Source organism: Mesorhizobium sp. M1273, assembly GCF_040318195.1.
Taxonomy (GTDB): domain Bacteria; phylum Pseudomonadota; class Alphaproteobacteria; order Rhizobiales; family Rhizobiaceae; genus Mesorhizobium.
Genome location: NZ_JAMYLV010000015.1, coordinates 115,406 through 140,481 on the forward strand (window position 1 = coordinate 115,406; position 25,076 = coordinate 140,481).

At 63.4% G+C, this 25,076-nt stretch carries 22 protein-coding genes and 2 pseudogenes; all 24 read left to right on the plus strand.

Translation table 11 applies throughout. The features are described 5' to 3' along the window. Positions 1 to 30 precede the first annotated feature (30 nt). The 24 genes and pseudogenes from NKH30_RS17985 (at position 31) to fdxB (ending at position 25,062) form a co-directional block, all read left to right on the plus strand. Positions 31 to 1,320 (plus strand): cytochrome P450, encoded by a 1,290-nt coding sequence (locus tag NKH30_RS17985; RefSeq protein WP_352996399.1) that lies wholly within the window; start codon positions 31 to 33, stop codon positions 1,318 to 1,320. A gap of 1 nt (position 1,321) precedes the next feature. Continuing rightward, positions 1,322 to 1,447: pseudogene (locus NKH30_RS17990) on the plus strand (ferredoxin); the annotation flags it as partial. A gap of 168 nt (positions 1,448 to 1,615) precedes the next feature. Further along, complete coding sequence (locus tag NKH30_RS17995) at positions 1,616 to 2,461, plus strand: SDR family oxidoreductase (protein ID WP_352996458.1); 846 nt, start codon at positions 1,616 to 1,618, stop codon at positions 2,459 to 2,461. After that, positions 2,461 to 3,804 carry a cytochrome P450 gene (locus NKH30_RS18000; RefSeq protein ID WP_352996401.1) on the plus strand — a complete coding sequence of 448 codons (1,344 nt, stop codon included), beginning with the start codon at positions 2,461 to 2,463 and terminating at the stop codon, positions 3,802 to 3,804. Before NKH30_RS17995 ends, NKH30_RS18000 begins: the two co-directional genes overlap by 1 nt. Before the next feature lie 154 nt (positions 3,805 to 3,958). Next, on the plus strand, positions 3,959 to 4,957 hold the full coding sequence (locus NKH30_RS18005) for a polyprenyl synthetase family protein (RefSeq protein WP_352996460.1): 999 nt from the start codon (positions 3,959 to 3,961) through the stop codon (positions 4,955 to 4,957). A 149-nt stretch (positions 4,958 to 5,106) separates the two neighbouring features. Further along, on the plus strand, positions 5,107 to 6,657 hold the full coding sequence (locus NKH30_RS18010) for a hypothetical protein (protein WP_352996403.1): 1,551 nt from the start codon (positions 5,107 to 5,109) through the stop codon (positions 6,655 to 6,657). Beyond that, positions 6,654 to 7,556 (plus strand): terpene synthase family protein, encoded by a 903-nt coding sequence (locus NKH30_RS18015; RefSeq protein WP_352996405.1) that lies wholly within the window; start codon positions 6,654 to 6,656, stop codon positions 7,554 to 7,556. Before NKH30_RS18010 ends, NKH30_RS18015 begins: the two co-directional genes overlap by 4 nt. 85 nt (positions 7,557 to 7,641) lie before the next feature. Next, positions 7,642 to 8,691, plus strand: a complete 1,050-nt coding sequence (gene fni, locus NKH30_RS18020; protein WP_352996407.1) for a type 2 isopentenyl-diphosphate Delta-isomerase — start codon at positions 7,642 to 7,644, stop codon at positions 8,689 to 8,691. A gap of 575 nt (positions 8,692 to 9,266) precedes the next feature. Then, positions 9,267 to 9,602: a helix-turn-helix domain-containing protein gene (locus NKH30_RS18025; protein WP_502911484.1), complete on the plus strand. Its 336-nt coding sequence runs from the start codon at positions 9,267 to 9,269 to the stop codon at positions 9,600 to 9,602. Beyond that, on the plus strand, positions 9,577 to 10,833 hold the full coding sequence (locus NKH30_RS18030; protein WP_352996409.1) for a type II toxin-antitoxin system HipA family toxin: 1,257 nt from the start codon (positions 9,577 to 9,579) through the stop codon (positions 10,831 to 10,833). The genes NKH30_RS18025 and NKH30_RS18030 overlap by 26 nt, the downstream gene beginning before the upstream one ends. 489 nt (positions 10,834 to 11,322) lie before the next feature. Next, complete coding sequence (nifH, locus tag NKH30_RS18035; RefSeq protein ID WP_023801970.1) at positions 11,323 to 12,216, plus strand: nitrogenase iron protein; 894 nt, start codon at positions 11,323 to 11,325, stop codon at positions 12,214 to 12,216. Between the two features lie 99 nt (positions 12,217 to 12,315). After that, positions 12,316 to 13,818, plus strand: a complete 1,503-nt coding sequence (gene nifD, locus NKH30_RS18040) for a nitrogenase molybdenum-iron protein alpha chain (RefSeq protein WP_352996411.1) — start codon at positions 12,316 to 12,318, stop codon at positions 13,816 to 13,818. Positions 13,819 to 13,945: 127 nt separating this feature from the next. Then, positions 13,946 to 15,487 carry a nitrogenase molybdenum-iron protein subunit beta gene (gene nifK, locus NKH30_RS18045; RefSeq protein ID WP_352996413.1) on the plus strand — a complete coding sequence of 514 codons (1,542 nt, stop codon included), beginning with the start codon at positions 13,946 to 13,948 and terminating at the stop codon, positions 15,485 to 15,487. Between the two features lie 63 nt (positions 15,488 to 15,550). Beyond that, the gene (gene nifE, locus NKH30_RS18050) at positions 15,551 to 17,041 is read left to right on the plus strand and encodes a nitrogenase iron-molybdenum cofactor biosynthesis protein NifE (RefSeq protein ID WP_352996415.1); all 1,491 of its coding nucleotides are present in this window, start codon (positions 15,551 to 15,553) and stop codon (positions 17,039 to 17,041) included. Positions 17,042 to 17,048: 7 nt separating this feature from the next. After that, the gene (gene nifN, locus NKH30_RS18055; RefSeq protein ID WP_352996417.1) at positions 17,049 to 18,431 is read left to right on the plus strand and encodes a nitrogenase iron-molybdenum cofactor biosynthesis protein NifN; all 1,383 of its coding nucleotides are present in this window, start codon (positions 17,049 to 17,051) and stop codon (positions 18,429 to 18,431) included. Beyond that, the gene (nifX, locus tag NKH30_RS18060) at positions 18,397 to 18,894 is read left to right on the plus strand and encodes a nitrogen fixation protein NifX (RefSeq protein ID WP_352996419.1); all 498 of its coding nucleotides are present in this window, start codon (positions 18,397 to 18,399) and stop codon (positions 18,892 to 18,894) included. Before nifN ends, nifX begins: the two co-directional genes overlap by 35 nt. Positions 18,895 to 18,911: 17 nt before the next feature. After that, positions 18,912 to 19,391, plus strand: a complete 480-nt coding sequence (locus tag NKH30_RS18065; RefSeq protein WP_352996421.1) for a NifX-associated nitrogen fixation protein — start codon at positions 18,912 to 18,914, stop codon at positions 19,389 to 19,391. A 66-nt stretch (positions 19,392 to 19,457) separates the two neighbouring features. Then, positions 19,458 to 20,204 (plus strand): response regulator transcription factor, encoded by a 747-nt coding sequence (locus tag NKH30_RS18070; RefSeq protein WP_502911485.1) that lies wholly within the window; start codon positions 19,458 to 19,460, stop codon positions 20,202 to 20,204. A 108-nt stretch (positions 20,205 to 20,312) separates the two neighbouring features. Further along, positions 20,313 to 21,200 (plus strand): universal stress protein, encoded by an 888-nt coding sequence (locus tag NKH30_RS18075; RefSeq protein ID WP_352996425.1) that lies wholly within the window; start codon positions 20,313 to 20,315, stop codon positions 21,198 to 21,200. Positions 21,201 to 21,939: 739 nt separating this feature from the next. Continuing rightward, entirely contained in the window at positions 21,940 to 22,416 is a 477-nt protein-coding gene (locus NKH30_RS18080; protein ID WP_352996427.1) for a FixH family protein, read from the plus strand. 135 nt (positions 22,417 to 22,551) lie between these two features. Next, positions 22,552 to 23,721, plus strand: a complete 1,170-nt coding sequence (locus NKH30_RS18085) for a TlpA disulfide reductase family protein (protein ID WP_352996429.1) — start codon at positions 22,552 to 22,554, stop codon at positions 23,719 to 23,721. Between the two features lie 332 nt (positions 23,722 to 24,053). Next, positions 24,054 to 24,522, plus strand: a pseudogene (locus tag NKH30_RS18090) (NifX-associated nitrogen fixation protein). Positions 24,523 to 24,547: 25 nt separating this feature from the next. Further along, on the plus strand, positions 24,548 to 24,751 hold the full coding sequence (locus NKH30_RS18095) for a CCE_0567 family metalloprotein (protein WP_352771788.1): 204 nt from the start codon (positions 24,548 to 24,550) through the stop codon (positions 24,749 to 24,751). Beyond that, complete coding sequence (gene fdxB, locus NKH30_RS18100; protein ID WP_352996431.1) at positions 24,748 to 25,062, plus strand: ferredoxin III, nif-specific; 315 nt, start codon at positions 24,748 to 24,750, stop codon at positions 25,060 to 25,062. Before NKH30_RS18095 ends, fdxB begins: the two co-directional genes overlap by 4 nt. Positions 25,063 to 25,076 lie beyond the last annotated feature (14 nt).

Below are 25,076 nucleotides of genomic sequence, written 5' to 3' on the forward strand. Positions count from 1 at the left end.
GTCAGATCACCCAGCCAACAGGTAACCAAGATGGACGTGCAAGAAACCACGGCAGCATGCCGGGACGCCTTCGCCGAACTGGCGTCGCCAGCGTGCATCCACGACCCGTATCCGTTCATGCGGTGGTTGCGCGAGCACGATCCGGTGCATCGCGCGGCGTCGGGCCTCTTTCTGTTGAGCCGCCACGCCGACATCTACTGGGCGCTCAAGGCCACGGGCGATGCTTTTCGGGGACCGGCGCCGGGCGAACTGGCGCGCTATTTCCCGCGTGCGGCGACCAGCCTATCACTCAATCTGCTGGCGTCCACGCTAGCGATGAAGGAGCCACCGACGCATACGCGTCTGCGCCGGCTGATCTCGCGCGATTTCACCATGGGCCAGATCGACAACCTGAGGCCGACCATCGCTCGCATCGTCGCAGCGCGCCTGGACGGCATGGCGCCCGCGCTGGAGCGCGGGGAGGCGGTGGACCTGCATCGGGAATTCGCGCTGGCCTTGCCCATGCTGGTTTTCGGCGAACTGTTCGGCATGCCCCAGGACGACATGTTCGGGCTCGTCGCCGGCATCAGCGCCATTCTGGAAGGCCTGAGCCCGCACGCCAGCGATCCCCAGCTCGCCGCGGCGGACGCGGCCAGCTTCAGGGTGCAGGCCTACTTCGGCGACCTCATACAGCGCAAGCGCACCGATTCCCGCCTCGACATCGTGTCAATGCTGGTCGGCGCACACGACAACGATGCCGACATGCTGTCGGATGCGGAGTTGATCAGCATGCTGTGGGGCATGCTGCTGGGCGGCTTCGCCACCACTGCTGCGGCCATCGACCATGCGGTCCTGGCGATGCTGGCGTATCCCGAACAGCGGCACTGGCTGCAAGGAGATGCCGTGGGGGTGAAGGCATTCGTCGAAGAAGTCCTGCGCTGCGACGCGCCCGCCACGTTCAGCTCCATTCCGCGTATCGCCCAGCGCGACATCGAACTGGGCGGCGTGGTGATCCCGAAGAACGCGGACGTGCGCGTGCTGATCGCGGCCGGCAATCGAGACCCGGACGCCTTCGCCGATCCCGACCGCTTCGATCCCGCGCGGTTCTACGGCACCAGTCCTGGCATGTCGATCGACGGGAAGATCATGCTGAGCTTCGGCCACGGCATCCACTTCTGCCTCGGTGCGCAACTGGCCCGGGTGCAGTTGGCCGAGAGCCTGCCGCGGATCCAGGCGCGCTTCCCCACGCTGGCATTGGCCGAGCAGCCGACCCGGGAGCCCTCCGCGTTCCTTAGGACGTTCCGCGCGTTGCCGGTGCGGCTGCATGGGCAGGGGGGCTGAGATGCGCGTCCTGGTCGATCAAGATCTGTGCGGAACTACCGGGCAGTGCGTGCTGACGCTGCCGGGCATCTTTCGCCAGCGCGAACCGGACGGCGTGGCAGAAGTGTGCCTGGCGACGGTCCCGCAGGCGCTGCACGCCGCCGTGCGGCTTGCGGCCAGCCAGTGCCCGGTCGCCGCCATTCGGATCATCGAAAGCGACGCTGGCGATGACGAGCGCGCCAGCGCCGACCCTGCGCCTTCTTCGGCGGAGGCCGAGCGGCATGCCGCGAAAGACCAATGCAATCCAGGAGACACGATGGGACGGTTCGAAGGCAAGGTGGCCGTGGTGACCGGCGCCGGCGCCGGCATCGGCAAGGCATGCGCTCTCGCCATCGCGCGCGGGGGCGGCAGAGTGGTGGTGGCCGACATTGATGGCTCGGCGGCCATCGCCTGCACCGCGCAGATCGCGGCCGAAGCAGGCCACGCGCTGCCCCTAGCCATGGATATCGCCGATGCGCAGGCGGTGGCAGCGCTGTTCGAAACGGCGGAGCGGCACTTCGGTGGGGTCGACCTCCTAGTGAACAATGCGAGCGCCATGCATCTGACCTCACGCGACCGCGCGATCCTCGACTTGGACCTGGCGGTCTGGGATCAGACCATGGCGACCAATCTGCGCGGCACGCTGCTCTGCTGCCGGCAGGCCATCCCACGGATGATCGCCCGCGGCGGTGGCGCGATCGTCAACATGTCGTCGTGCCAGGGACTCAGCGGTGACACGGCGCAGACGTCCTACGCCGCGTCGAAGGCGGCGATGAACATGCTGTCGGCCTCGCTCGCCACCCAGTACGGTCATGCGCAGATCCGCTGCAACGCCGTTGCGCCGGGTCTCGTCATGACCGAGCGTCTCCTCGCTAAGCTGGACGAGTGCATGCAACGGCATCTGCGCCGGCACCAGCTCCTGCAGCGCGTCGGCCGCCCCGAGGACGTGGCCGCCCTCGTGGCGTTCCTGCTCTCCGACGATGCTGCGTTCATCACTGGCCAGGTCGTGTGCATCGACGGCGGCATGCTGGCGCATGTGCCGACGTACGCCGACGGTGGCAACAGCTGCGCCGCGTGGCCTGCCGGCGACACCGCCGAATCGGCCGCGGCGGCGCGCTGCTGATGGACATGCTGCTCAACCCGCTCAACCGTCGGCACCGGCTGCGATACGACATCCCAGTCATGCCCGGCGCTTTCCCCCTGGTCGGGCATCTTCCCGCCATCGTCTGCGACCTGCCGCGCCTGCTGTGGCGCGCGGAACGGACGCTGGGCAGCCACTTCTGGCTGGATTTCGGCCCTGCCGGACACCTGATGACCTGCGTGCATCCGGATGCGTTCGCACTGCTCCGGCACAAGGACGTGTCCTCGGCGCTGATCGAAGAGATCGCGCCCGAATTGCTTGGCGGAACGTTGGTTGCCCAGGACGGCGGCGCGCACCGGCAAGCGCGCGATGCGATCAAGGCGGCGTTCCTGCCCAAGGGGCTGACCCAGGCCGGCATCGGCGACCTGTTCGCGCCCGTCATCTGGGCGCGGGTGCAGGCGTGGCGCGAGCGCGGCGACGTAACCATCCTGCGCGAAACCGGCGACCTGATGCTCAAGCTCATCTTCAGCCTCATGGGAATCCCCGCGCAGGACCTGCCGGGATGGCATCGCAAATACCGGCAACTGCTGCAGTTGATCGTCGCGCCCCCGGTCGACCTGCCCGGACTGCCCTTGCGGCGCGGCCGCGCCGCCCGCGACTGGATCGACGCGCAGTTGCGCCAGTTCGTCCGCGACGCGCGCGCGCATGCCGCGCGCACTGGGTTGATCAACGACATGGTGAGCGCCTTCGATCGCAGCGACAATGCGCTCTCCGATGACGTCCTGGTCGCCAATATCCGCTTGCTGCTGCTTGCCGGTCACGACACCACTGCCTCGACGATGGCCTGGATGGTGATCGAGCTGGCGCGGCAGCCTGTGCTGTGGGACGCCCTGGTCGAGGAGGCGCAACGCGTGGGCGCGGTGCCGACCCGGCACGCGGACCTGGCGGAGTGTCCGGTCGCCGAGGCGCTGTTCCGCGAGACGCTGCGCCTGCATCCGGCGACCACGCTCCTGCCGCGTCGCGCCCTGCAGGAATTGCAACTCGGCCAACGGCGCATTCCCGCGGGCACCCATCTGTGCATCCCGCTGCTGCATTTCTCGACCTCGGCGCTGCTGCACGAGGCGCCTGATCAGTTCCGCCTGGCGCGGTGGCTGCAACGCACGGAGCCGATCCGGCCGGTGGACATGCTGCAGTTCGGTACCGGCCCACACGTCTGCATCGGCTACCACCTGGTATGGCTGGAAATGGTGCAGTTCTGCATCGCCTTGGCGCTGATCATGCACAAGGCCGGGGTGCGGCCGCGGTTGCTGAGCGGTGTCGAAAAAGGCCGGCGCTATTACCCGACTGCACATCCGTCCATGGCAATCCGCATAGGCTTCTCATGAGCTGGCATCGCATGCCCCGTGTGGCGAGGCAGCGGCGCCGGCGAGGCGCGGCATTGCTGCACTCAGCGCACCCGCTCGGTGCGACGCCGGCAACACCGCGGCGGCTTGGCGCTCGCCGTGGCCATCTCGTGTCAGGTACAAGGACATGAAAAACATGCAGACCGGTTCCACGCTACACGACGACCGAACTAGCGTTTCCGCCCTCGGCGGATTGGGTGCGCAGGCGCGCGGCGCATCCGGCGGGCTGCTGCCGGAGATCTGGATGCAGGACGGCGCAAAGCGGGTCGAACAGGCGCTGGCGCGTCTTCTCTGCGCCGAAGACGACGGTGAGACAGAGCTGATGGCGGCGATGCGCTACGCCACCTTGCATGGCGGGAAGCGCACCCGCGCCTTGCTCTGTCTGGCTGCCGGCGCACTGGCCGACACGCCGGCGCACATGCTCGACGACGTTGGCGCCGCCATCGAGATGATGCACGCCTGTACCCTGGTCCACGACGACCTGCCCGCGATGGACGACGACGTGCTTCGCCGCGGCCTTCCGACCGTGCACGTCAAGTTCGGCGAAGCCACGGCGATCCTGGTCGGCGATGCGCTGCAGGCGCACGCCTTCCTGACCCTGGCGAGCCTGGATGCGCCGGGCGACAACCGTATCGCGCTCGTGCGCGAACTGGCGCAGGCGGTGTCCGCCGAGGGTGCCGCAGGCGGGCAGGCCATGGATCTGTCGCTGGTCGGAAAGCACGCCGAGCTGGACAGGATCGTGGCGATGCACCGGATGAAGAGCGGAGCGCTAGTGCGCGCGTCCGTTCGCATGGGCGCGCTATACTCCATCGCGGAGGATGCCGCGCATGCTGCGGTGTACTGTGCGCTCGATCGCTACACCGCCTGCTTCGGCCTGGCGTTGCAGGTGATCGACGACATTCTCGACGCGACAGCGGATACCGCGACGCTGGGCAAGACCCCCGGTAAGGACGCGGCGGCGCAGAAGCCGACCTGCGCGTCGATCATGGGGCTGCAGGCAGCGCGCCAGTTCGCGCTGGATTTGTTGCGCGACGCCGGGGAGGCCATCGTCCCGCTGGGGCCGCGTGCGGAACGCCTGGCGCAGATGCTCCAGCGGGCCAACGCGTATCTGTCCAAGCACGCGCCATACGCATGAGCGCGCCCGTCCGCATGGAGTCGCCCCTGTGCCGCTGCGATCGGCCGGCGGCAGCGGTGCATGCTGCACTGTGTTCCGAGTCCGCGGCGATGTGCGCGCCGTCTGCCGATCCTGGTTCTCGTCAACCGTCTGCAGAAGGAACATCCCGCGTGAACGCGCTGTCCGAACAGATCCTTTCCGAATTGCGCCACCTGCTGAGCGAGATGAGCGACGGCGGCAGCGTCGGTCCGTCCGTCTACGACACGGCGCGAGCTCTGCAGTTCCACGGCAACGTCACCGGTCGGCAGGACGCATACGCGTGGCTCATCGCGCAGCAACAGGCCGATGGCGGATGGGGAAGTGCGGACTTCCCGCTGTTCCGCCATGCGCCCACGTGGGCGGCGTTGCTGGCATTGCAGCGTGCCGATCCTCTTCCCGGCGCTGCCGACGCAGTCCAGGCTGCAACCCGGTTCCTCGAGCGCCAGCCCGATCCCTACGCGCATGCGGTGCCGGAAGACGCGCCGATCGGCGCGGAGCTGATCCTGCCGCAGTTGTGCGGCGAGGCCGCATCCTTGCTGGGCGGCAGGGCGTTTCCGCGCCACCCGGCGCTGTTGCCGTTGCGGCAAGCGTGCCTGGTCAAGCTGGGGGCGGTGGCGACGTTGCCGAGCGGCCATCCGTTGTTGCACTCCTGGGAAGCCTGGGGGACGTCGCCGACCACCGCATGCCCGGATGACGACGGCAGCATCGGGATCAGTCCGGCGGCCACCGCCGCGTGGCGTGCGCACGCCGTGACAAAGGGGAGCACGCCGCAGGTCGGGCGCGCCGACGCGTATCTGCAGGCGGCATCGCGGGCGACGCGCAGCGGCATCGAAGGTGTCTTTCCCAACGTCTGGCCGATCAATGTATTCGAGCCATGCTGGTCGCTGTACACCCTGCATCTGGCCGGTCTGTTCGCGCATCCCGCGCTCGCCGAGGCGGTGCAAGTGATCGTCGCGCAGCTCGACGCCTGCCTGGGCGTGCGCGGTCTGGGCCCGGCCTTGCACTTCGCGGCCGATGCGGACGATACCGCCGTTGCGATTTGCGTCCTGCGCCTTGCAGGCCGCGACCCGGCGGTCGATGCGTTGCGCCATTTCGAAATCGGCGAGCTGTTCGTCACCTTCCCCGGCGAGCGCAATGCCTCGGTGTCGACCAACATCCATGCCCTGCATGCGTTGCGAATGTTGGGAAAGCCCGCGGCCGGCACCAGCGCCTACGTCGAGGCCAATCGCAATCCGCACGGTGTATGGGACAACGAAAAATGGCACGTTTCGTGGCTGTATCCCACCGCGCATGCGGTCGCTGCGCTGGCGCAAGGCAAGCCCCAGTGGCGCGACGAGCGCGCGCTGGCGGCGCTGCTGCAGGCCCAGCGCGGCGACGGCGGCTGGGGCGCCGGTCGCGCGTCCACATTCGAGGAAACCGCCTATGCGCTGTTCGCGTTGCACGTGATGGACGCGAGCGAAGAGCCGACAGGGCGCCGGCGCATCGCGCAGGCGGTGGCGCGTGCGCTGGAGTGGATGCTCGCCCGCCATGCGGCGCATGCATTGCCGCAGACGCCGCTGTGGATCGGCAAGGAACTGTATTGCCCCACCCGGGTGGTGCGCGTGGCCGAACTCGCCGGGTTGTGGCTGGCGCTTCGTTGGGGGCGGCGCGTCCTGGCCGAGAGAGCAGGAGCGGCGCCATGATCCAGACCGAACGCGCGCTGCAGCAGGTGCTGGAGTGGGGGCGTTCCCTGACCGGGTTCGCCGACGAGCATGCCGTGGAAGCCGTCAGGGGCGGCCAGTACATCCTGCAGCGCATCCACCCGGGCCTGCGCGACACCAGCGCCCGCACCGGCCGCGATCCGCAGGACGAAACGCTGATCGTGGCGTTCTATCGCGAACTGTCGCTGCTGTTCTGGCTCGACGATTGCAACGACCTTGGCCTGATCGCGCCGGAGCAGCTCGCCGCGGTGGAGCAGGCGCTGGGGCAGGGCGGGCCGTGCGCGCTCCCCGGATTCGAAGGCTGCGCTGTGCTGCGCGCTTCGCTGGCCGCGCTCGCCTACGATCGTCGCGACTATGCTCAGCTTCTCGACGATACCCGGTGCTACTGCGCGGCGCTGCGCGCGGGACACGCGCAGGCGGCAGGGGCGGAACGCTGGTCCTACGCCGAGTACCTGCACAACGGCATCGATTCGATCGCCTACACGAACGTGTTCTGTTGCCTGTCGTTGCTGTGGGGGCTGGACATGGCGACCTTGCGCGCGCGTCCGGCGTTTCGCCAGGTCCTGCGGCTCATCTCCGCGATAGGGCGCCTGCAGAACGATCTGCATGGACGCGACAAGGACAGGTCGGCCGGCGAGGCCGGCAACGCGGCGACCGTGCTGCTGCAGCGCTATCCGGCTATGCCTGTGGTGGAGTTCCTCAACGACGAGCTGGCCGGCCATACGCGCATGCTGCACCGGGTGATGGCCGAACAACGCTTTCCCGCGCCGTGGGGACCGTTGATCGAGGCCATGGCGGCCATCCGCGCGCAGTACTACCAGACCTCGACCAGCCGCTACCGCAGCGACGCTGCGGGGGAAGGCCAGCGTGCGCCGGCCTGAACGCACGGGAGGCGACGGCGTGCGCGCGCTGCCGTCGGTCCGATCCGACGCAACGCCGTCGCCCGATGCGACCGATGGAGCGAGCATGATCGACACCGCCCTGAGCCGGCGCAAGGACGACCATCTGGACATCGTGCTGGATCGGCGAACGGCGTCGGCCACGGTCGCCGCCGGCTGGGAGTACATCCGTTTCGAACACTGCGCATTGCCCGAGTTGGACCTGACGCAGATCGACCTGCGCGCCTCGCTGCTGGGCAAGACCATGCGCGCGCCGCTGCTGATCAGCTCGATGACCGGCGGCATGCCACGCGCCGAGGCCATCAACCAGCATCTGAGCGAGGCAGCGCAAGCCTTGGGGATCGCCATGTGCGTCGGTTCGCAGCGCGTGAGCCTGCAATCCCGCAACTCCCAGGGGCTGACGCGCGCGCTGCGCCGCCTGGCCCCAGACATTCCCTTGCTGGCCAATATCGGCGCCGCGCAACTGCGCGAGGCCCACGGCCTGGACCTGGCGCGCCGGGCGGTGGAAGCGCTGGAGGCCGATGGACTCATCCTCCATCTCAATCCGCTGCAGGAAGCGGTACAGCCGGAGGGCGACCGCGACTGGCGCGGCGTCCTGGCGCAGATCGCTCGCGCCGCGCGCAGCGTGGGCGTGCCGATCGTGGCCAAGGAAGTGGGGTCGGGCCTGTCCGCCTCGGTGGCCTGTGCGCTCGTCGAGGCGGGCGTGGCGGTGATCGATGTCGCCGGCGCCGGCGGCACCAGTTGGGCCGCGGTGGAGGGCGAGCGCGCCCGCGATGCCGCCGACAGTGCAGTGGCGATGGCGTTCGCCGATTGGGGGATTCCGACCCCGGCCAGCGTGCAGGCGGTACGTCGGGCGCTGCCAACGGTGAAGCTGATCGCGTCGGGCGGGATCCGCGACGGCGTCGACGTGGCCAAGGCCATCCGCCTGGGCGCGGACATCGCCGGGCAGGCGGCCGGCGTGCTGCGCGCGGCTACGGTATCCACCGAGGCGGTTGTCGCGCATTTCGAGATCGTCATCCGCCAGTTGGCCGTCGCCTGCTTCTGCACCGGCTCGGCTGATCTGGCGGCGTTGCGTCACGCGCGCTTGTTGCCCTCGGCGCATCTGCCCGCTGGTTGACGCCGGCGGCGCCCGCACGTGGCGGCGGGCGCCTAGTCTTACTGAGTGAGAAGATCGCGGACGCCTGGCCATTCGCGCTGGTCGCGGGGTTGTTCGGGTGCTGCTTCGTGATCAAGGAGGCGTTCCGCCATATGGACAGCCGCGAGTAAAGCGTATTCGACGGCTATCTCGATGCTTGATCAGGGTGACCGGTCACGCGGCGAGATGAGCCCCTAAAAGCGTCGGAACACCAGCTGCGGCGGGAGACCGGCAGGAGCAGATGGTGCAAATCCATTGCAATGAAGGAGTAGCGATCCACATTGACCTCGACTCATGCGCGGTCGGTCGTATGAAGGCGAAGAGACGAGCGCCTTCATCTGCCGGACTGCCTTGATTTAACATGCCGATGAGTTCGGAGAGCTGATCGGGGGTAGTTTCGGACGGCGTCCACCGTTGGGCGACGCTAAAAGGCAGGGATACTGAGCTCTTTGCGTATCATTGTACTTGTTGGTGATACGCTAACAGATCATAATGTCTTGACTCGATAACCGGATAAGATACTCTGCCATATCATCGTGCATTGGCATGGAACGTGTATGTATCAAATGGACTCTCAATCGGAAATTCTGCGCGAAATCGGTGGGCTGTTCAGGCAGGCCAGGCTGGCCGCTGCCCTGACGCAGGAGCAGGTCGCTGACTTGGCGGGTATATCCCGTCCCCGATATCGCGACATCGAAAAGGGAGCCGCAGCCGCGCGTGCAACGACGCTCATGAATATCGCTCGCGCGCTCGGTCTGGAAATGATGCTGGTTCCGCAAATCATGGTGCCGGCTGTCCAGGCTCTATTGCGTCCGCATGATGATGACGATCGACCCGCCTTTGTTTCCCAACCTGACGATGACGATCATGGCTCCAGTCTTTCGCGCACCTAAGACGATCCCGTCCCTGGACGTGCTCTTGAACGCAGTGAAGATCGGCACAATCGTCAGGACGCCGGGCGATTTCAATGCATTCAACTTCGATGAAGCCTACCGCGCGACGGGCGGCTTTCCGGTTTTCAGCCTGTCGTTCCGGGCAGCGACGGGAGGATTGCGGAAAGATCCGAAGCCTCTGGCGGGCGCCATGCCCGCTTTCTTCGCGAACCTCCTGCCGGAGGAGAAATTGCGCGAGGCGATGGAAAAGCACCACGAAGGCGATGTGCGGCCAGGCAATGATTTCGACCTTTTAGCGGCGCTGGGCGCCGATCTGCCGGGAGCCGTACGGGCGTTGCCCAGTGACGGCGCGATAGCGGTGTCACAGGATGCTTCAAAGGATCAGCCCAAGGCACGGTTCTCGCTTGCCGGCGTGCAGATGAAACTGTCGGTCATGAAGAACACTGGAAAAGGTGGCGGCCTGACCTTGCCGATGGACGACGAGCAGGGCCGGTATATTGCCAAGTTCCCTTCGACGGCCTTTCCGGGCGTTTCCGAGAACGAATTCGCCAACCTGGCGCTGGCAGCAGCAATCGGCATGGAGGTTCCTGAATGCGAACTGGTCGAGAAGTCCGATTTTGAGGGCGTTCCCGAAGAATTCAATACGCTGTCGGAAGGCAAGGTCCTTCTCGTCAAACGCTTCGATCGCGGCGCCGGTGGCGAGAGGATACACATCGAGGATTTCGCTCAGGTCTTCGGTGTCTACCCCTCGCGCAAATATGAGGGGGCCGCTTATCACGACATAGCCTTGGCTCTTGGTGTGGCCGTCTCGCCTACGGCGGCTCTCGAGTTCGTCCGCCGCCTGGCACTGACCGTCATCACCGGCAATGGCGACATGCACCTGAAGAATTGGTCTTTGATCTATCCGGGTAACGGCGACAAGCCGGCGCTTGCACCAATCTACGACGTCCTGTCCACCGTGCCATATATTCCCGCCGACGCCATGGCGCTGTCGCTTGGAGGAGAGCGCTCGTTTAAGGCGCTAGCAGCACCGCGATGGAAAGCATTTGCGAACCGTGCGCGGCTTCCGGAGCCAGCAGTCCTGAAGGCAGTGGTCGAGACGGTCAAACTCGTCAACGAACACTGGTGGCATCTGCCTGAGCGTGATGTCGTCGCAGCGAAAGTGCTCGAGCGGATCGACGAACATGTGAAGGCGATGACGCCGATACTGAACTCCTGTGCCGACAAGTGAGCCGAGTCCCCTCGGGTTGCTGATATAGGGGAACCATCCGCCTGTGGCACCGAATGAGTGGCCGCGGACCGATGGTATGCCAGCGTCGCGCGCAAGATTTTGCGCAGTCTCGACGAGGACACGCGAGACGAAGCACGTCGGCTCGCAGGCACAGAAGAGTTCGCAGCATCCCGCAACTAACGTTGATAGGGTCGAGATGCTGTTCGTCCACCTCAACACAACGATGCGGTTCAAACGAATGCGGTGACTGAGGATCGCGATCCGACGCTTTGTGTCGCCATTGTCGCGTCCGCTACACGGTCTGTTCCGACGATCCTTTCTTTAGCCCTCAAGCTAAATCCCTGAAAAGCAACCATGAAATTATTCTTAGGCTCGATCAGCCAAATTGGCACGAGTCTTGAGATCCTTGGGTGCGAGGCGGCGACAGCTGCCCGACCGGCATTCATGTCGCGGCAGCCGCGATGAATGGAACGAAGGAAGGAAAGCTACATGTCAGGTTTGCGTCAGATCGCCTTTTACGGCAAGGGCGGCATCGGCAAGTCCACCACCTCCCAAAATACGCTCGCTGCCCTTGTCGACCTCGGGCAGAGAATCCTCATCGTCGGCTGCGACCCCAAAGCCGACTCCACCCGCCTGATTCTGAACGCGAAGGCGCAGGATACCGTCCTACACCTCGCGGCAGAGGAAGGTTCGGTGGAGGACCTGGAACTCGCGGACGTGCTCAAGGTCGGCTACAAAGGCATCAAATGCGTGGAGTCGGGCGGCCCCGAGCCGGGTGTCGGCTGCGCCGGCCGCGGCGTGATCACCTCGATCAACTTCCTCGAGGAGAACGGCGCGTACGACGATGTCGACTATGTCTCCTACGACGTGCTCGGGGATGTGGTGTGTGGCGGTTTCGCGATGCCGATCCGCGAGAACAAGGCCCAGGAAATCTATATCGTCATGTCCGGCGAGATGATGGCGCTCTATGCCGCCAACAACATCGCCAAGGGCATCCTGAAATACGCCCATTCGGGTGGCGTGCGGCTCGGAGGCCTGATCTGCAACGAGCGCCAAACCGACCGCGAGCTCGACCTCGCCGAAGCGCTGGCTTCCAGGCTCAATTCCAAGCTCATCCACTTCGTGCCCCGCGACAATATCGTCCAGCACGCCGAGCTCAGGAAGATGTCTGTGATCCAGTATGCGCCGGACTCCAAGCAGGCCGGGGAATACAGGGCGCTGGCCGAGAAGATCCATGCCAATTCGGGCCAGGGCACCATCCCGACCCCGATCACCATGGAGGAGCTCGAGGACATGCTGCTCGACTTCGGCATCATGAAGACGGATGAGCAGATGCTTGCCGAGCTTCAGGTCAAGGAAGCGGCCAAGGCGGCCGCACAGTAGCGACCGCTGCCGACATGAGGCGCGGCCTTGACCTGGTGTGCCTTTCGAAGAACGGCGCCTCGTTGGTGAGGCGTCACCCTGAACCTTGAAAGGGGTCCCATGAGCCTGGAATACGAGAATGACGGCGCCCTCCACGCGAAGCTTATCGAGGAGGTGCTGTCGCAATATCCTGACAAGGCGGCGAAGCGCCGCAAAAAGCACCTCAGCGTCGCAAAGAGCGGCGACGAGGCTGGCGAGGAAAGCGAGGTCCTTTCCGAATGCGAGGTCAAATCGAACATCAAGTCCATCCCCGGAGTGATGACGATTCGCGGCTGCGCCTATGCCGGCTCGAAAGGCGTGGTGTGGGGTCCAGTCAAGGATATGGTCCATATCTCGCACGGCCCGGTCGGCTGCGGGCAATATTCCTGGTCTCAACGCCGCAACTACTACGTCGGCACGACGGGCATCGACACGTTCGTCACGATGCAGTTCACCTCCGATTTCCAGGAGAAGGACATTGTTTTCGGCGGCGACAAGAAGCTGGAACGGATCATCGACGAGATCGAGGAACTGTTTCCGCTGAACAAGGGCATGACCGTCCAATCCGAATGTCCGATCGGCCTGATTGGCGACGACACTGAAGCGGTGTCCCGCAACAAGGCCAAGGAGCACGAAAAGACGATCGTGCCGGTGCGCTGCGAGGGCTTCCGTGGCGTCTCGCAATCCCTCGGCCACCACATCGCCAACGATGCGATTCGCGACTGGGTCTTCGAGAAGAAAGACGTCGAGTTCGAGGCCGGCCCGTACGATGTCAATGTGATCGGCGACTATAATATCGGCGGCGACGCCTGGGCTTCGCGCATCCTGCTCGAGGAGATGGGTCTGCGCGTGGTCGGCAACTGGTCGGGCGACGCTACGCTGGCCGAAATAGAGCGCGCGCCGAAGGCCAAGCTCAATCTCATCCATTGCTACAGGTCGATGAACTACATCTGCCGGCACATGGAGGAAAAGTATGGCATCGACTGGATGGAGTATAATTTCTTCGGCCCCTCCCAGACTGAAGGCTCTCTGCGCAAGATAGCCAAGCATTTCGGACCGGAAATCGAGGCCAAGGCCGAGGCGGTCATCGCCAAATACCGGCCCCTGGTCGATGCCGTCATCGCCAAGTACCGGCCGCGCCTCGAAGGCAGGACGGTGATGCTCTATGTCGGAGGGCTGCGCCCCCGTCACGTCGTCACGGCATATGAGGACTTGGGCATGGTTATCGTCGGCACTGGCTACGAATTTGGCCATAACGACGATTATCAGCGCACCGGCCACTACGTGAAGAAGGGCACGCTGATCTATGACGACGTGACTGGTTACGAGCTGGAGAAGTTCATCGAGGGGATCCGCCCTGATCTCGTTGGCTCCGGCATCAAAGAAAAGTACCCGGTCCAGAAGATGGGCATACCGTTCCGTCAAATGCATTCCTGGGATTATTCCGGCCCGTATCACGGCTACGACGGTTTCGCCATCTTCGCCCGCGACATGGATCTGGCCATCAACAACCCGGTCTGGACCCTCTACGACGCCCCCTGGAAGAAAAAAGCCGAGCCGTCGGCAGCGATCGCAGCCGAATGAGAAACCTGGCCTCCCGGAAGCCGGGAGGCCGCTGAACGCCTGTGGCCCTTTGTCCGCGGGAGACCTGAAACGTTTCGACGTCCCTGTGCCGCCGTATGGCGGGCCAGATGGAAAGAGGTAACCACCCATGCCGCAGTCGGCTGAAAAAGTTCTCGACCACGCTCCCCTGTTCCGCGAGCCGGAATACAGGCAGATGCTCGCCGAGAAGAGGCTGAATTTCGAATGTCCGCACCCGGACCAGGTCGTTACCGACCAACGCGAATTCACCAAGACGTGGGAATACCGCGAAAAGAACCTTGCTCGCGAAGCGCTTGTCGTGAACCCCGCCAAGGCCTGCCAGCCGCTCGGCGCGGTGTTCGCGGCCGCGGGCTTCGAGCGAACCATGTCCTTCGTCCACGGCAGCCAGGGCTGCGTGGCCTATTACCGCTCGCACCTGTCGCGCCATTTCAAGGAGCCTGCTTCGGCAGTTTCCTCCTCGATGACCGAGGACGCGGCAGTGTTCGGTGGCCTGAAGAACATGGTTGACGGGCTCGCCAACACGTACCAACTCTACGACCCGAAGATGATCGCCGTCTCGACCACTTGTATGGCCGAGGTTATTGGCGACGACCTGCACAGCTTCATCGAGAACGCCAAGGACCAAGGCTCGGTCCCGCGCGACTTCGACGTGCCCTTCGCCCACACGCCGGCCTTCGTCGGTAGTCATGTCGACGGCTATGACGTAACGGTCAAAGGCATTTTGGAGCACTTCTGGAAAGGCGAGGAGCGAACGGAAGCCGAGGCAACCATTAACATCATTCCGGGTTTCGACGGCTTTTGCGTGGGCAACAACCGGGAACTCAAGCGCCTGCTCGATCTGATAGGCGTGTCCTATACCTTCATCCAAGACGCCTCTGACCAGTTCGACACGCCGTCGGACGGCGAATACCGCATGTACGACGGCGGCACGAAGATCGAAGACGTGAGGAAGGCACTCAACGCCGAGGCGACACTTTCGCTACAGCATTACAACACCCGAAAAACACTGGAGTATTGCGAGGGGGTAGGGCAGGCGACTGCCTCGTTCCATTACCCGCTCGGAGTCCAGGCGACCGACGACTTCCTGATGGAGGTCTCCGCGATTTCCGGCAAGCAAATCCCCGAGGCAATCCGCCTGGAGCGCGGCCGACTTGTTGACGCCATGGCGGACAGTCAATCTTGGCTGCACGGTAAGAAATACGCCATCTACGGTGATCCGGACTTTGTCTACGCCATGGCCCGCTTCATCATGGAAACGGGCGGCGAGCCGACCCATTGCCTCGCCACCAACGGCACCTCGGCGTGGGAAGCCGAGTTGAAGGAGCTGCTTGCCTCATCGCCCTTCGGCAAGGATGCTCAAGTCTGGGCGGGCAAGGACCTCTGGGCGATGCGCTCGCTGCTCTTCACCGAGCCGGTGGACCTGCTGATCGGCAACTCCTATGGCAAGTATCTGGAGCGCGACACCGGCACGCCGCTGATCCGGCTGACGTTTCCGATCTTCGACCGCCACCATCACCATCGGTTTGCGCTCATGGGCTACCAAGGCGGGTTGCGCGTCCTGACGACGATCCTCGACAAGGTCTTCGACAAGCTCGATCGCGAGACAAGCGAGACGGGCGTGACGGACTATTCGTATGACCTCACCCGCTAAGCGTGGCGGCCGGCTCTTCGGTGAGGCCGGTCGTCTTCTCGAGGGACTTTGGAGACCGACGCAATGTCCTCGCTCAGAGCCAAAATCCAAGATGTCTTCAACGAGCCCGCCTGCGAGCAGAACCGCGGCAAGGATGCCAAGGCGCGCAAAAAGGGCTGTTCGAAGCCACTGACCCCCGGGGCGGCGGCCGGCGGCTGTGCCTTCGATGGTGCCAAGATCGTGCTGCAGCCGATCACCGACGTTGCGCATTTGATCCATGCGCCGCTCGCCTGCGAGGGCAATTCCTGGGACAACCGCGGTGCGGCTTCGTCCGGGCCAACGCTGTGGCGCACTAGCTTCACCACCGATCTCAGCGAACTCGATGTTGTGATGGGGCAGGGCGAGCGGAAGCTCTTCAAAGCGATCCGCGAGATCAAGGAAGCGTATCGGCCGCCGGCTATCTTCGTCTATCCGACCTGCGTGACGGCGCTGATCGGCGACGACATCGAGGCCGTGTGCAAGCGCGCGGCGGAAAAGTTCGGCCTACCGGTGGTGCCGGTCAATGCGCCGGGCTTCGTCGGCTCCAAGAATCTCGGCAACAAGCTTGCCGGCGAGGCGTTGCTCGAGCATGTCATCGGCACGGTGGAGCCCGGCGATGCCGGCCCTTACGACATCAATATCCTTGGCGAATTCAACCTCTCGGGCGAGTTCTGGCTGGTGAAGCCGCTCCTTGATCGGCTGGGCATCCGGGTGCGCGCCTGCATTCCGGGTGACGCGCGTTACTTCGACATTGCCTGCGCGCACCGCGCCCGGGCGGCTATGATGGTGTGCTCGACCGCGCTCATCAATCTCGCCCGCAAGATGGAGCAGCGCTGGGACATCCCGTTTTTCGAGGGCTCCTTCTACGGCATCACCGACACCTCGGAAGCGCTCCGACAGATCTCTCAGCTGCTCGTGAAGAAGGGTGCCGATCCGGAGATCCTCGGCCGCACCGACGCGTTGATTGCAGAGGAGGAGGCGATTGCATGGAAGAAGCTCGCGGCCTACCGGCCGAGGCTCGAAGGCAAGCGCGTGCTGCTCAACACCGGCGGTGTGAAGTCCTGGTCGGTCGTCCATGCACTGATGGAGATCGGCATCAAGATCGTCGGCACCTCTGTCAAGAAGTCGACTGTCGGAGACAAGGAGCGCATCAAGCAGATCCTCAAGGACGACAACCACATGTTCGAGCAGATGACGCCGCGTGAGCTTTACGCCATGCTCTCAGAACACAAGGCCGATATCATGCTGTCGGGCGGGCGCACGCAGTTCATCGCGCTGAAGGCCAAGACACCCTGGCTCGATATCAACCAGGAGCGCCAACATCCTTACGCCGGCTATGACGGCATGGTGGAACTCGTACGCCAGATCGACCTCGCCATTCATAACCCGATCTGGCGCCAGGTGCGGGAACCGGCACCATGGGATTGCCAGCCTGCGGTGAGGGAGGAACTGCCGAGCACGAAAAGCGAGACCGCGACCTTGCATGTTGTCCAGAAATTCGCCGGCACGACGGCCGACGATTTCGGCGAGTGTTGAGGAAGCGATGGTCCGCATCCTTCCCCAGACCAAAGCGGCGGCGATCAATCCGCTGAAGTCGTCACAGCCGCTCGGCGCCGCCTTCGCCTTCCTTGGGGTCGACGGCGCGATGCCGTTGTTCCACGGCAGCCAAGGCTGCACCAGCTTCGCCCTCGTGCTCTTCGTGCGGCATTTCAAGGAAGCGATCCCCCTGCAGACAACGGCAATGGACGAGCTGGCGACGATCCTCGGCGGGGCAGACCATCTGGAAGAGGCGATCCTCAACCTCAAGGGCCGCACAAAGCCAACGCTGATCGGGGTCTGCACGACGGCGCTGGTGGAAACCCGGGGCCAAGACTGCGCAGGAGATATCGCCAATATCAGGCTGAAGCGCACGGAAGAACTCGCGGGTACGGAGGTGGTGCTAGCCAACACACCGGATTTCGACGGCGCGATCGAAGAGGGCTGGGCCAAGGCTGTCACCGCGATGATCGAAAGGATTACGCGGCCCGGCGAGCAGGCGCGGCAGTCGAAGAAGATCGTGATCCTGCCTGGCTGGAACCTCACTGTGGCTGATATCGAGCATTTGCGTGAGATGGTTGAAAGCTTTGGACTCAAGCCGGTGGTTCTGCCGGACGTCTCCGGCTCGCTCGACGGTACGGTGCCCAACCGCTGGGTCACCACCACCTATGGCGGCACCAGTGTCGAGGATATCCGCGAGCTTGGCACGGCCGAGCAATGCATCGTCATCGGTGAGCATATGCGCCGCCCGGCCGAGCTGCTGCAGAGGTTGACCGGCGTGCCATACGTGCTGTTCCGGTCGCTGACTGGATTGAAGGATGCCGACCGGTTCGTCTCGCTGCTGTCCGCGGTTTCGGGCGCGGCGGCGCCGGCTGGGGTGCGCCGTCGCCGGGCGCAGTTGCAGGACGCGTTGCTCGACGGACATTTCCACTTTGGAGGCAAGAAAATTGCGATCGCTGCTGAACCAGACCAACTCTACCAACTCGCGAGCTTCTTCATCGGCATGGGCTCCGAAATCGCGGCGGCGGTCACCACGACCGACATGTCGAAAATTTTGGAGGAAGTACCGGCGCAGTCGGTTCAAATCGGCGATCTCGGCGATTTGGAAGCTCTTGGCGCCGGCGCTGATCTTCTCGTCACCCATTCCCACGGCCGCCAGGCGGCGCAGCGCCTCGGGATTCCGCTCATGCGGGTCGGCTTCCCCATCTTCGACCGGCTCGGCAGCCAGCACAAGCTCACAATCCTCTACCAGGGGACCCGCGACCTGATCTTCGAGGTTGTCAACATCTTTGAAGCCAACCGGCACGCGCCTACGCCTGAGGCGGTTGATCCACTCCGTAAGCGAGAAATGCCAGATGAGCTCCGTTCGTCGCCTCTCGCTCGTCACTGACGAGGTTCACGCACCGACGCCGGAACGCCAAGCCGGCGCATTGCGCGTGGCGATCGCCACGCAGGACATGAAGAACCTCAACGCCCATTTCGGTTCGGCCAGGCGCTTTGCTGTCTACGATGTGACGCGCGAGGAGTGGAAGCTCGTCGAGGCCGTGGCCTTCGATGACGTTTCCGACGAGAGCGGGAAGCATCGAACTGAGGGCGACGACCGCATCACCCCGAAGGTGGAGGCGCTGAAGGGCTGTCATCTCCTGTTCTGTTTGGCGATCGGCGGACCTTCGGCAGCCAAACTTGTTTCGGCAAAAATTCATCCGATAAAAGTGCCGCACCCCCAAACCATCCAAGAGGTGCTGTTGCGCACGCAGATGATGCTCAGGACGTGTCCTCCCCCTTGGCTGCGCAAGGTGCTTGCGCAGGCAGGTGTCGCCGAACACAAACCATCCTTCGAGGACGAGGACTGAAATGAGGAGTGGGCGAAATGTCTGACGCCGCAACTAGCCCTGCTGTCGCCGAAGACGAGGCGGCCCTTGCCACCCCGTTCGTCAAATGCCTCGTGCGGCTGGTCCGGGCCTATGATTCACACGGGTCTTGGGAAGGCAAATCGGACGCCGAGCTGCTGGGCGACTTCATCATCACCAGGGAACAGCGCCGTGCGATCCCGATCATCGGCGATCCCGATCCGGACGTGCTGTGGAGGCTCGAGATGTTTTACACCGCCGTCGGGCTTGCGATCGAGGAGCGCTCCGGCCTGATGGCATCGCCGATGATGGAGATGAGCCATGAGGGCTTCGGGCGCGTGCTTCTCACGGCCGGGCGATTGGTCGTTGTGTCGAAGACCCTGCGCGACGTCCACCGGTTCGGCTTCGAGACGTTCTGGAAACTCGCCGCGGCCGGTACCAAACTGGCCGGCGATGCGACCGCAGCCATTGAGGCTCATCCCGAGGTGGCGCGGGCGTGATGGAACCGATTTTCGATCAAGGGGATCATGTCAGGCCTTGAGGACATGCGATGGCCAGCCCTCTCGATGGAGCCGGTCGAGGCCGATGTGGTTCTTGGGGTAGCGCTGATGAAGCCACTGGTCCTGATCTGTTCGCAGGATCCGGAGTTCTATCTGGTCCACAGCCACATTCTGGAGGTGGATGGCTTCACGATTCAACTGGCCGGCGGCGTGGAGGAGGCGCTTGCATTGGCCAGTGAACGGGCGCCGAAGGCCGTGGTGCTGGACTGCCAGCCAACAAGCGCGACAGGCTCCACAATCTGCGCCCGGCTCAAGGGGGAGCCCCGGACCGGCGGCCTGCCCGTTATTGCCCTGATCGCGCCCGGCGCCGAGAACCAGCACCTCGATCTCTGGAAGGCAGGCATTGACGAGAGCTTTGTGCGGCCCTTCGCGCCGGCCAAGCTGCTTGACTGTCTACGGATGAAGCTGGCGCTGCCAAAGCCGGGTTCGAACGGGATCGAAAACGGCGGCTGGATCTCCTGTGGCGACCTTGAGATAAGGCTCGATGCCCACCGCGTTCGGGGTAATGGCCACGAAGTCCACCTTGGGCCGATCGAGTTCAACCTGCTGCGGCTTTTGCTTGAGACTCCCGGCAAGGTCTTCACCAGAGACGAGCTGATCAGCGCGGCCTGGCCGGCCAATATCCATGTCGGTGTACGCACCGTGGATGTCCATATCAGCCGGCTCAGAAGGGCTCTGAAGGCGGCCTCCCCCTCCAGCGTCATTCGTACCGTCAGGTCGGCCGGCTACTCGCTCGAGTGGCCGGACGGCTGAATAGATAACCGATGTGGTGCCACTCCGCATTTCCGCCGTGCTGAGGGCAAGTCTTGCGGCTTCGAAACGCGCCGGCAGGTACGACATATTCAGAAAAGAAGCAGTCAAATGGCTTTCAGAAGCGTACTCATTGTGACGGGAGCTGACCACTCCGATCAGGATGTCAGAACAGCTGCCAGCTTGTGTGCCGAAGTCGGCGCGTATCTTTCCGTACTGGTGATGTCGCCTCCGCCGCTCATTATGCCTTCTCCGGTGCTCGGCGATGGCATCCCCGAGTGGCCTGGACAACGCGCACAGGCCATCGCCACACTGGACAAACGGTTTAGGCAGATCGAAAGATTTTCACAGGACATGGCCAACCTGGAAAAGACATCCAGGGAAATTCACAAACTGCTGAGAGCCACGTGGCGGTGCTATGATGTCGATACCGAACACTGCGACAAGGCTGGCGTCGGTGACGCGGTGCGACAGCGGGCGCTCTGCACCGACCTGACAATCATCGGCCCCGCACTTCCCAACGACACTAGTCTCGGACCTCTTGTTATCAACGGCAGCTTGTTCGATACGGGAAGGCCGGTGCTTGTCGTACCGAAGGGCGCTGACCCGACTCTGTCGCCACGGCGCGTGCTGGTCGGATGGGATTCGCGAGCCGAGGCGTCCCGTGCGGTTCGGGGAGCGCTGGATCTGCTATCCGGTGCTGAGGAAGTTCGTGTCGCCCTCGTCGATCCTGAGGCGGCCTGCACCGGAAGCGGCGCCGAGCCGGGAGCCGACATCGCTGCCTATCTCACTCGGCATGGTGCTCGGGTGTCGGTCGACCGGCTGGCGAGCGCCGGCAAACCGGTCGCCACTGTGCTCGCGCAGCACGCAATCGATACGTCTGCCAACATGATAGTCATGGGCGCTTATGGCAGCCGACGGCTGCGCGAGCGACTCTTCGATGGCGTCACAAGATGGATGGTGGGGAAGCCGCCATTGCCGCTGTTTTTGGCTCGCTGACGGGTTCCGAAGCAGCACCGATGCTGTTCGAAGCTCTACTCCCCTGGGTCACCTATCCTGATGCCAAGTCGGAGAAAAGTCGCCGCAACGCGAAGCTCCTCGAGCAACTTGCAAACGCCGTCGCGAAGAACATTCCCCGGACGTCTCTAACGCGCGCTCGGGGTCTGCTCGCCGAGGCAATCCGTAACGCGCAGACCAACGGCCGGGCAGAGGCCCAGGCGTCCTCAATGCGCTCAAAACACCGATACTCGGGTCGGCGTCAGGTCGAGAAAGAGAGTCGTTTCAGCGCGGCAGGCCGCGTTCGGACCGTAGCCCCATCGTATTGGCGTTATCACGATTTCCCTCACCACTGGCCGGGAGCTGAACACCGCAACGACCGTGCAGCGGCCAAGGCACCGACCTTCGAGTCGGACGGTCGGGCTCTTGCCGGTGTCGGGGGGGAATTGATAGCATCAATAACGTTACCATCGTCTGGGATGGTAGCCGGCTTAGCGGCGAGGACGGCGGCCGCATCTTCAGCGTTTTCAGTCTGCCCGGCCCACCGCGTGGCGACCGAGCGGCCTTAAGGCTGGTCAATTCCGACAACGCTCACATTCGCACCAGGCGGTCCCTGTAGCGCCTGAGCACAGGGAACACAGAAAATATCGGCACAAAGCAGGAACCCCGGAGAGCTCACCGGCCGCACACGCCGGCACTCATCCTGGCCTTTTTCGCCAGGATCATAATCTTCGAGCTGACGATGGCGGTATTGGCGAGCCGAAGCTGGACCGGCTTCGTCGTGAAAAATTCCCATGTCGCCAGCCAGGAATTCAATCGCAAGGCGGGCGAGGGGGCACAGGCCGCGCTCGGATGGAGCAGCCTTTGCAATCGCAAATGGCGAGATCCGCTACCGCCTGAGGGACCGGAACGGCAAGACGCTCAAGCCGGTGGCGTGAAGCGGACGATGATGACGGGCCTGGCGGCAGCCAACGCAGTCATGATGTCCATCTGCTCGGTCCCTCAGCCCGAATACATGTTGAGTCGTCCGTGGCCAGGCTTTCGTGCCGGCCCGAAGCGCCAGATGCGTGTCCAAAACCGGACAGCGGCAGAAAACATGTCGCGTCCAATACAACCGGCTATCTTGGGCACCCGGACGGTTTTTAAAGTGGAATCAAGCATTTACTGCGCGCTTAGCGCGTTGGCACGGCCTTTGCGATTTGAGAGTCAGCAACACTGAGTGAAGGCTGACTGCACGCAGATGCGCAAGACGAGCGATGCTCTCCCTTCCTTGAACCCTCGTGCCCCGTCTCAAAGGGGGAACAAGCTCGCGCATAAGGTCACCCAACCTTTGGCAACAGCTTTGGAGAGCAACATGGTAGTGCAGCTGGGGTCACCGGCTCCTTCGATCAAAGTGGAGGACTGGCTGCGTGGCGAGCCCCTCGCGAACTTCCAGCCCGGCAAAGTCTATATCGTCGAATTTTGGGCAACTTGGTGCGAACTATGCATGGCGGAGATGCTCGATCTGATGCGGCTCCAGGAAAAACACAGGGACAGCGGACTTGAGGTCGTCGGCGTCGCGGCTAATGAAGACGCTCCAACGGCCGTTGAGGCTCGCACTAAGTTGGACGCGTGGTTGACCGAAAAGTGCTCGCATCTGAGCTATCGGATCGCGTTCGACCACACAGGTGAAATGAACAAGCTTTGGATGAAACCCAGCTTTTCCGCCGGGATTCCGACTTCGTACGTGGTCGACCGAGACGGCCAGATCGCCTTTATCGGTCATCCAAGCGAACTCGATGAGGTTTTGCCGGAAGTGCTCAACGGCAGCTGGCGCACCAGCGACAAAGCGAAAGCCGCCGATACGGAGCGGATCGCCACAAGCGAACCCATGGCGCGCCAACAAGCGTTGAAGAAGCCGATCGATGACAGATTCTGGGCGGCGGTGAAGTTAGAAGATTGGAAGACGGCGCTCTGGGCGATCGAAGAAGGCATCGCCTTGATGCCGGACGACATCAATTTCCGTCTGGCTCATTCGCATCTGTTGCTTCACAAAATTCAAGACATGTGGACCGGCTTGCCCGTGATGAGCCAATTGGTTCGCGACGCGATCGACAAAAACTCTGAGGACTGGATGGTTTCGGCGCTAGACCAACTTTTCCATCCGGCGAATGACCATTCGCGCCTTCCCCCTGCTGAGCGCTTCGCGATGGGCAAGGAGCTGTCCGAACACATCCTGGCGCTGAATCCCCCGCAAGGCGACAGCCCTAAGTTCCGGTCCTATCCCGCGGTCGCCCGGTACTATCACGAGAACGGCAACGATGATCGCGCGATCGAGTTGGTCGAACTGGCACTGACCTCGCTGGACGGTCCGGAGCCTATCCCGGCCGAATTGAAAGAGCAGCATCTGCCGGATTTGCTGCAGGCCCTCGCCAAGTACAGGGGTGGGAGGGTTTGTTGCGGCGCACTCAGTGCGGCTCCGCAAAACCATTTCCCGAAGGTGCCAAAGCGCGGTCGGCCGAGGAGGAAAGATAAAAAAGGGTAATTGGTCGAAATGGCTTACTGGGCAATTCGTCCATTTCCCTGGCGTGACCGCAGCAGGAGGTCCATGCAGCACTTGATCGATCGTCTGCAGCAGGATCGGGGCTCGAAACTTCATGGCCTCCGGCCGCATTGCGGCGGAAGTGATGTTCGACGCGAATTCACGTTGAAGACTTCGCAGTCAAGGACGTGTGCAAGGTCGGCCAGAGGGATATCAATTGCGTGGCATCAGCCGCGCCGCGCCGGGCGTCGGCTGCGCAAGTGTGCTGGAAGTAGGCATCCCAGAAAACAGACATCGTGCTTTGACGAAGAGGACTGAAATGAGGAGAAGGCGAAATGTCTAGTGCTGCGGTCAGCCCGGCTGTCAACGAGGACGAGGCGGCCCTTGCCATGCCTTTTGTCAGATGCCTCGTGCGGCTGATCCGTGCTCAGGATGCCTCCGGGTCACTGGAAGGCAAATCGGACGCCGAACTGCTGGGCGACTTCATCATCACCAGAAAACAGCGCCATGCGATCCCCATCATCGGCGATCCCGATCCGGACGTGCTGTGGAGGCTCAATATTTCTACACGGCCGTCGGGCTTAGGATCGAGGAACGCTCCGGCCCGATGATATCGCCAACGATGGAGATGAACCCATGAGGGCTTCGGACGATTGCTTTTCACGGCCGGGCGCTTGGTCGCTCTGTCGAGACATCCACCGGTTCGGCTTCGAGACGTTCAGGAAGCTCGCGGAGGCCGGTACGAACTTGGTCGACGATGCGACAGCAGCCATTGAAGCCTATCCCGACGTGGCACGGGCGTGAAGAAACCGATTTCGAGGAACGATTTATGTCAAACCTAGATGAGATGGGGAAGAAAGTTCGAAAGCTTCAGCTGCGCGCGGCAGTTGCCAAGATGAGATTGCGCGGCCTTGCAGAGGATCTCCCGAGAAAATGGAGGGAGATAGAGGAAGTTGCTGAGGAAACGTCCGCCGTTTTTGCCGAGTTGGATGGTGCCAAGAGAGAGCTCGCTGCAATGAAGAAGTTACGATGACGAGCGCATTCATCACCCGCGACGGCTCCGGATGGATGCCGGAATATCTCACCGCTATCGATGGCACGACCTGCATCGGCTGCGGCCGCTGTTTCAAGGTCTGCTCGCGCGAGGTCATGCACCTTCACGGCGTCGATGATGCGGGTGAAATCCTCGGCGTCTGTGACGCCGAGGACGACTTCGACGGCGAGCTCAATCGTATGATCATGGTCGTCGACCATGCTGGCCGCTGCATTGGCTGTGGGGCTTGCGCCCGCGTCTGCCCGAAGAACTGCCAGACCCATGTTGCGGCCGACAAGGTCGCAGCCTGATCTGAGGAGACAAA

Coding starts and splice junctions, on each gene's coding strand:
- NKH30_RS18065 (WP_352996421.1), top strand. CDS start 18,912: ATGTCTGACGCCGCAACTAGCCCTGCTGTCGCCGAAGACGAGGCGGCC.
- nifX (WP_352996419.1), top strand. CDS start 18,397: ATGAGCTCCGTTCGTCGCCTCTCGCTCGTCACTGACGAGGTTCACGCA.
- NKH30_RS18085 (WP_352996429.1), top strand. CDS start 22,552: ATGGTAGTGCAGCTGGGGTCACCGGCTCCTTCGATCAAAGTGGAGGAC.
- nifK (WP_352996413.1), top strand. CDS start 13,946: ATGCCGCAGTCGGCTGAAAAAGTTCTCGACCACGCTCCCCTGTTCCGC.
- NKH30_RS18070 (WP_502911485.1), top strand. CDS start 19,458: ATGGAGCCGGTCGAGGCCGATGTGGTTCTTGGGGTAGCGCTGATGAAG.
- nifH (WP_023801970.1), top strand. CDS start 11,323: ATGTCAGGTTTGCGTCAGATCGCCTTTTACGGCAAGGGCGGCATCGGC.
- NKH30_RS18005 (WP_352996460.1), top strand. CDS start 3,959: ATGCAGACCGGTTCCACGCTACACGACGACCGAACTAGCGTTTCCGCC.
- fdxB (WP_352996431.1), top strand. CDS start 24,748: ATGACGAGCGCATTCATCACCCGCGACGGCTCCGGATGGATGCCGGAA.
- NKH30_RS18000 (WP_352996401.1), top strand. CDS start 2,461: ATGGACATGCTGCTCAACCCGCTCAACCGTCGGCACCGGCTGCGATAC.
- NKH30_RS17985 (WP_352996399.1), top strand. CDS start 31: ATGGACGTGCAAGAAACCACGGCAGCATGCCGGGACGCCTTCGCCGAA.
- nifN (WP_352996417.1), top strand. CDS start 17,049: ATGGTCCGCATCCTTCCCCAGACCAAAGCGGCGGCGATCAATCCGCTG.
- nifD (WP_352996411.1), top strand. CDS start 12,316: ATGAGCCTGGAATACGAGAATGACGGCGCCCTCCACGCGAAGCTTATC.
- NKH30_RS18025 (WP_502911484.1), top strand. CDS start 9,267: ATGTATCAAATGGACTCTCAATCGGAAATTCTGCGCGAAATCGGTGGG.
- NKH30_RS17995 (WP_352996458.1), top strand. CDS start 1,616: ATGGGACGGTTCGAAGGCAAGGTGGCCGTGGTGACCGGCGCCGGCGCC.
- NKH30_RS18030 (WP_352996409.1), top strand. CDS start 9,577: ATGGCTCCAGTCTTTCGCGCACCTAAGACGATCCCGTCCCTGGACGTG.
- NKH30_RS18015 (WP_352996405.1), top strand. CDS start 6,654: ATGATCCAGACCGAACGCGCGCTGCAGCAGGTGCTGGAGTGGGGGCGT.
- nifE (WP_352996415.1), top strand. CDS start 15,551: ATGTCCTCGCTCAGAGCCAAAATCCAAGATGTCTTCAACGAGCCCGCC.
- fni (WP_352996407.1), top strand. CDS start 7,642: ATGATCGACACCGCCCTGAGCCGGCGCAAGGACGACCATCTGGACATC.
- NKH30_RS18075 (WP_352996425.1), top strand. CDS start 20,313: ATGGCTTTCAGAAGCGTACTCATTGTGACGGGAGCTGACCACTCCGAT.
- NKH30_RS18080 (WP_352996427.1), top strand. CDS start 21,940: ATGGCGGTATTGGCGAGCCGAAGCTGGACCGGCTTCGTCGTGAAAAAT.
- NKH30_RS18095 (WP_352771788.1), top strand. CDS start 24,548: ATGTCAAACCTAGATGAGATGGGGAAGAAAGTTCGAAAGCTTCAGCTG.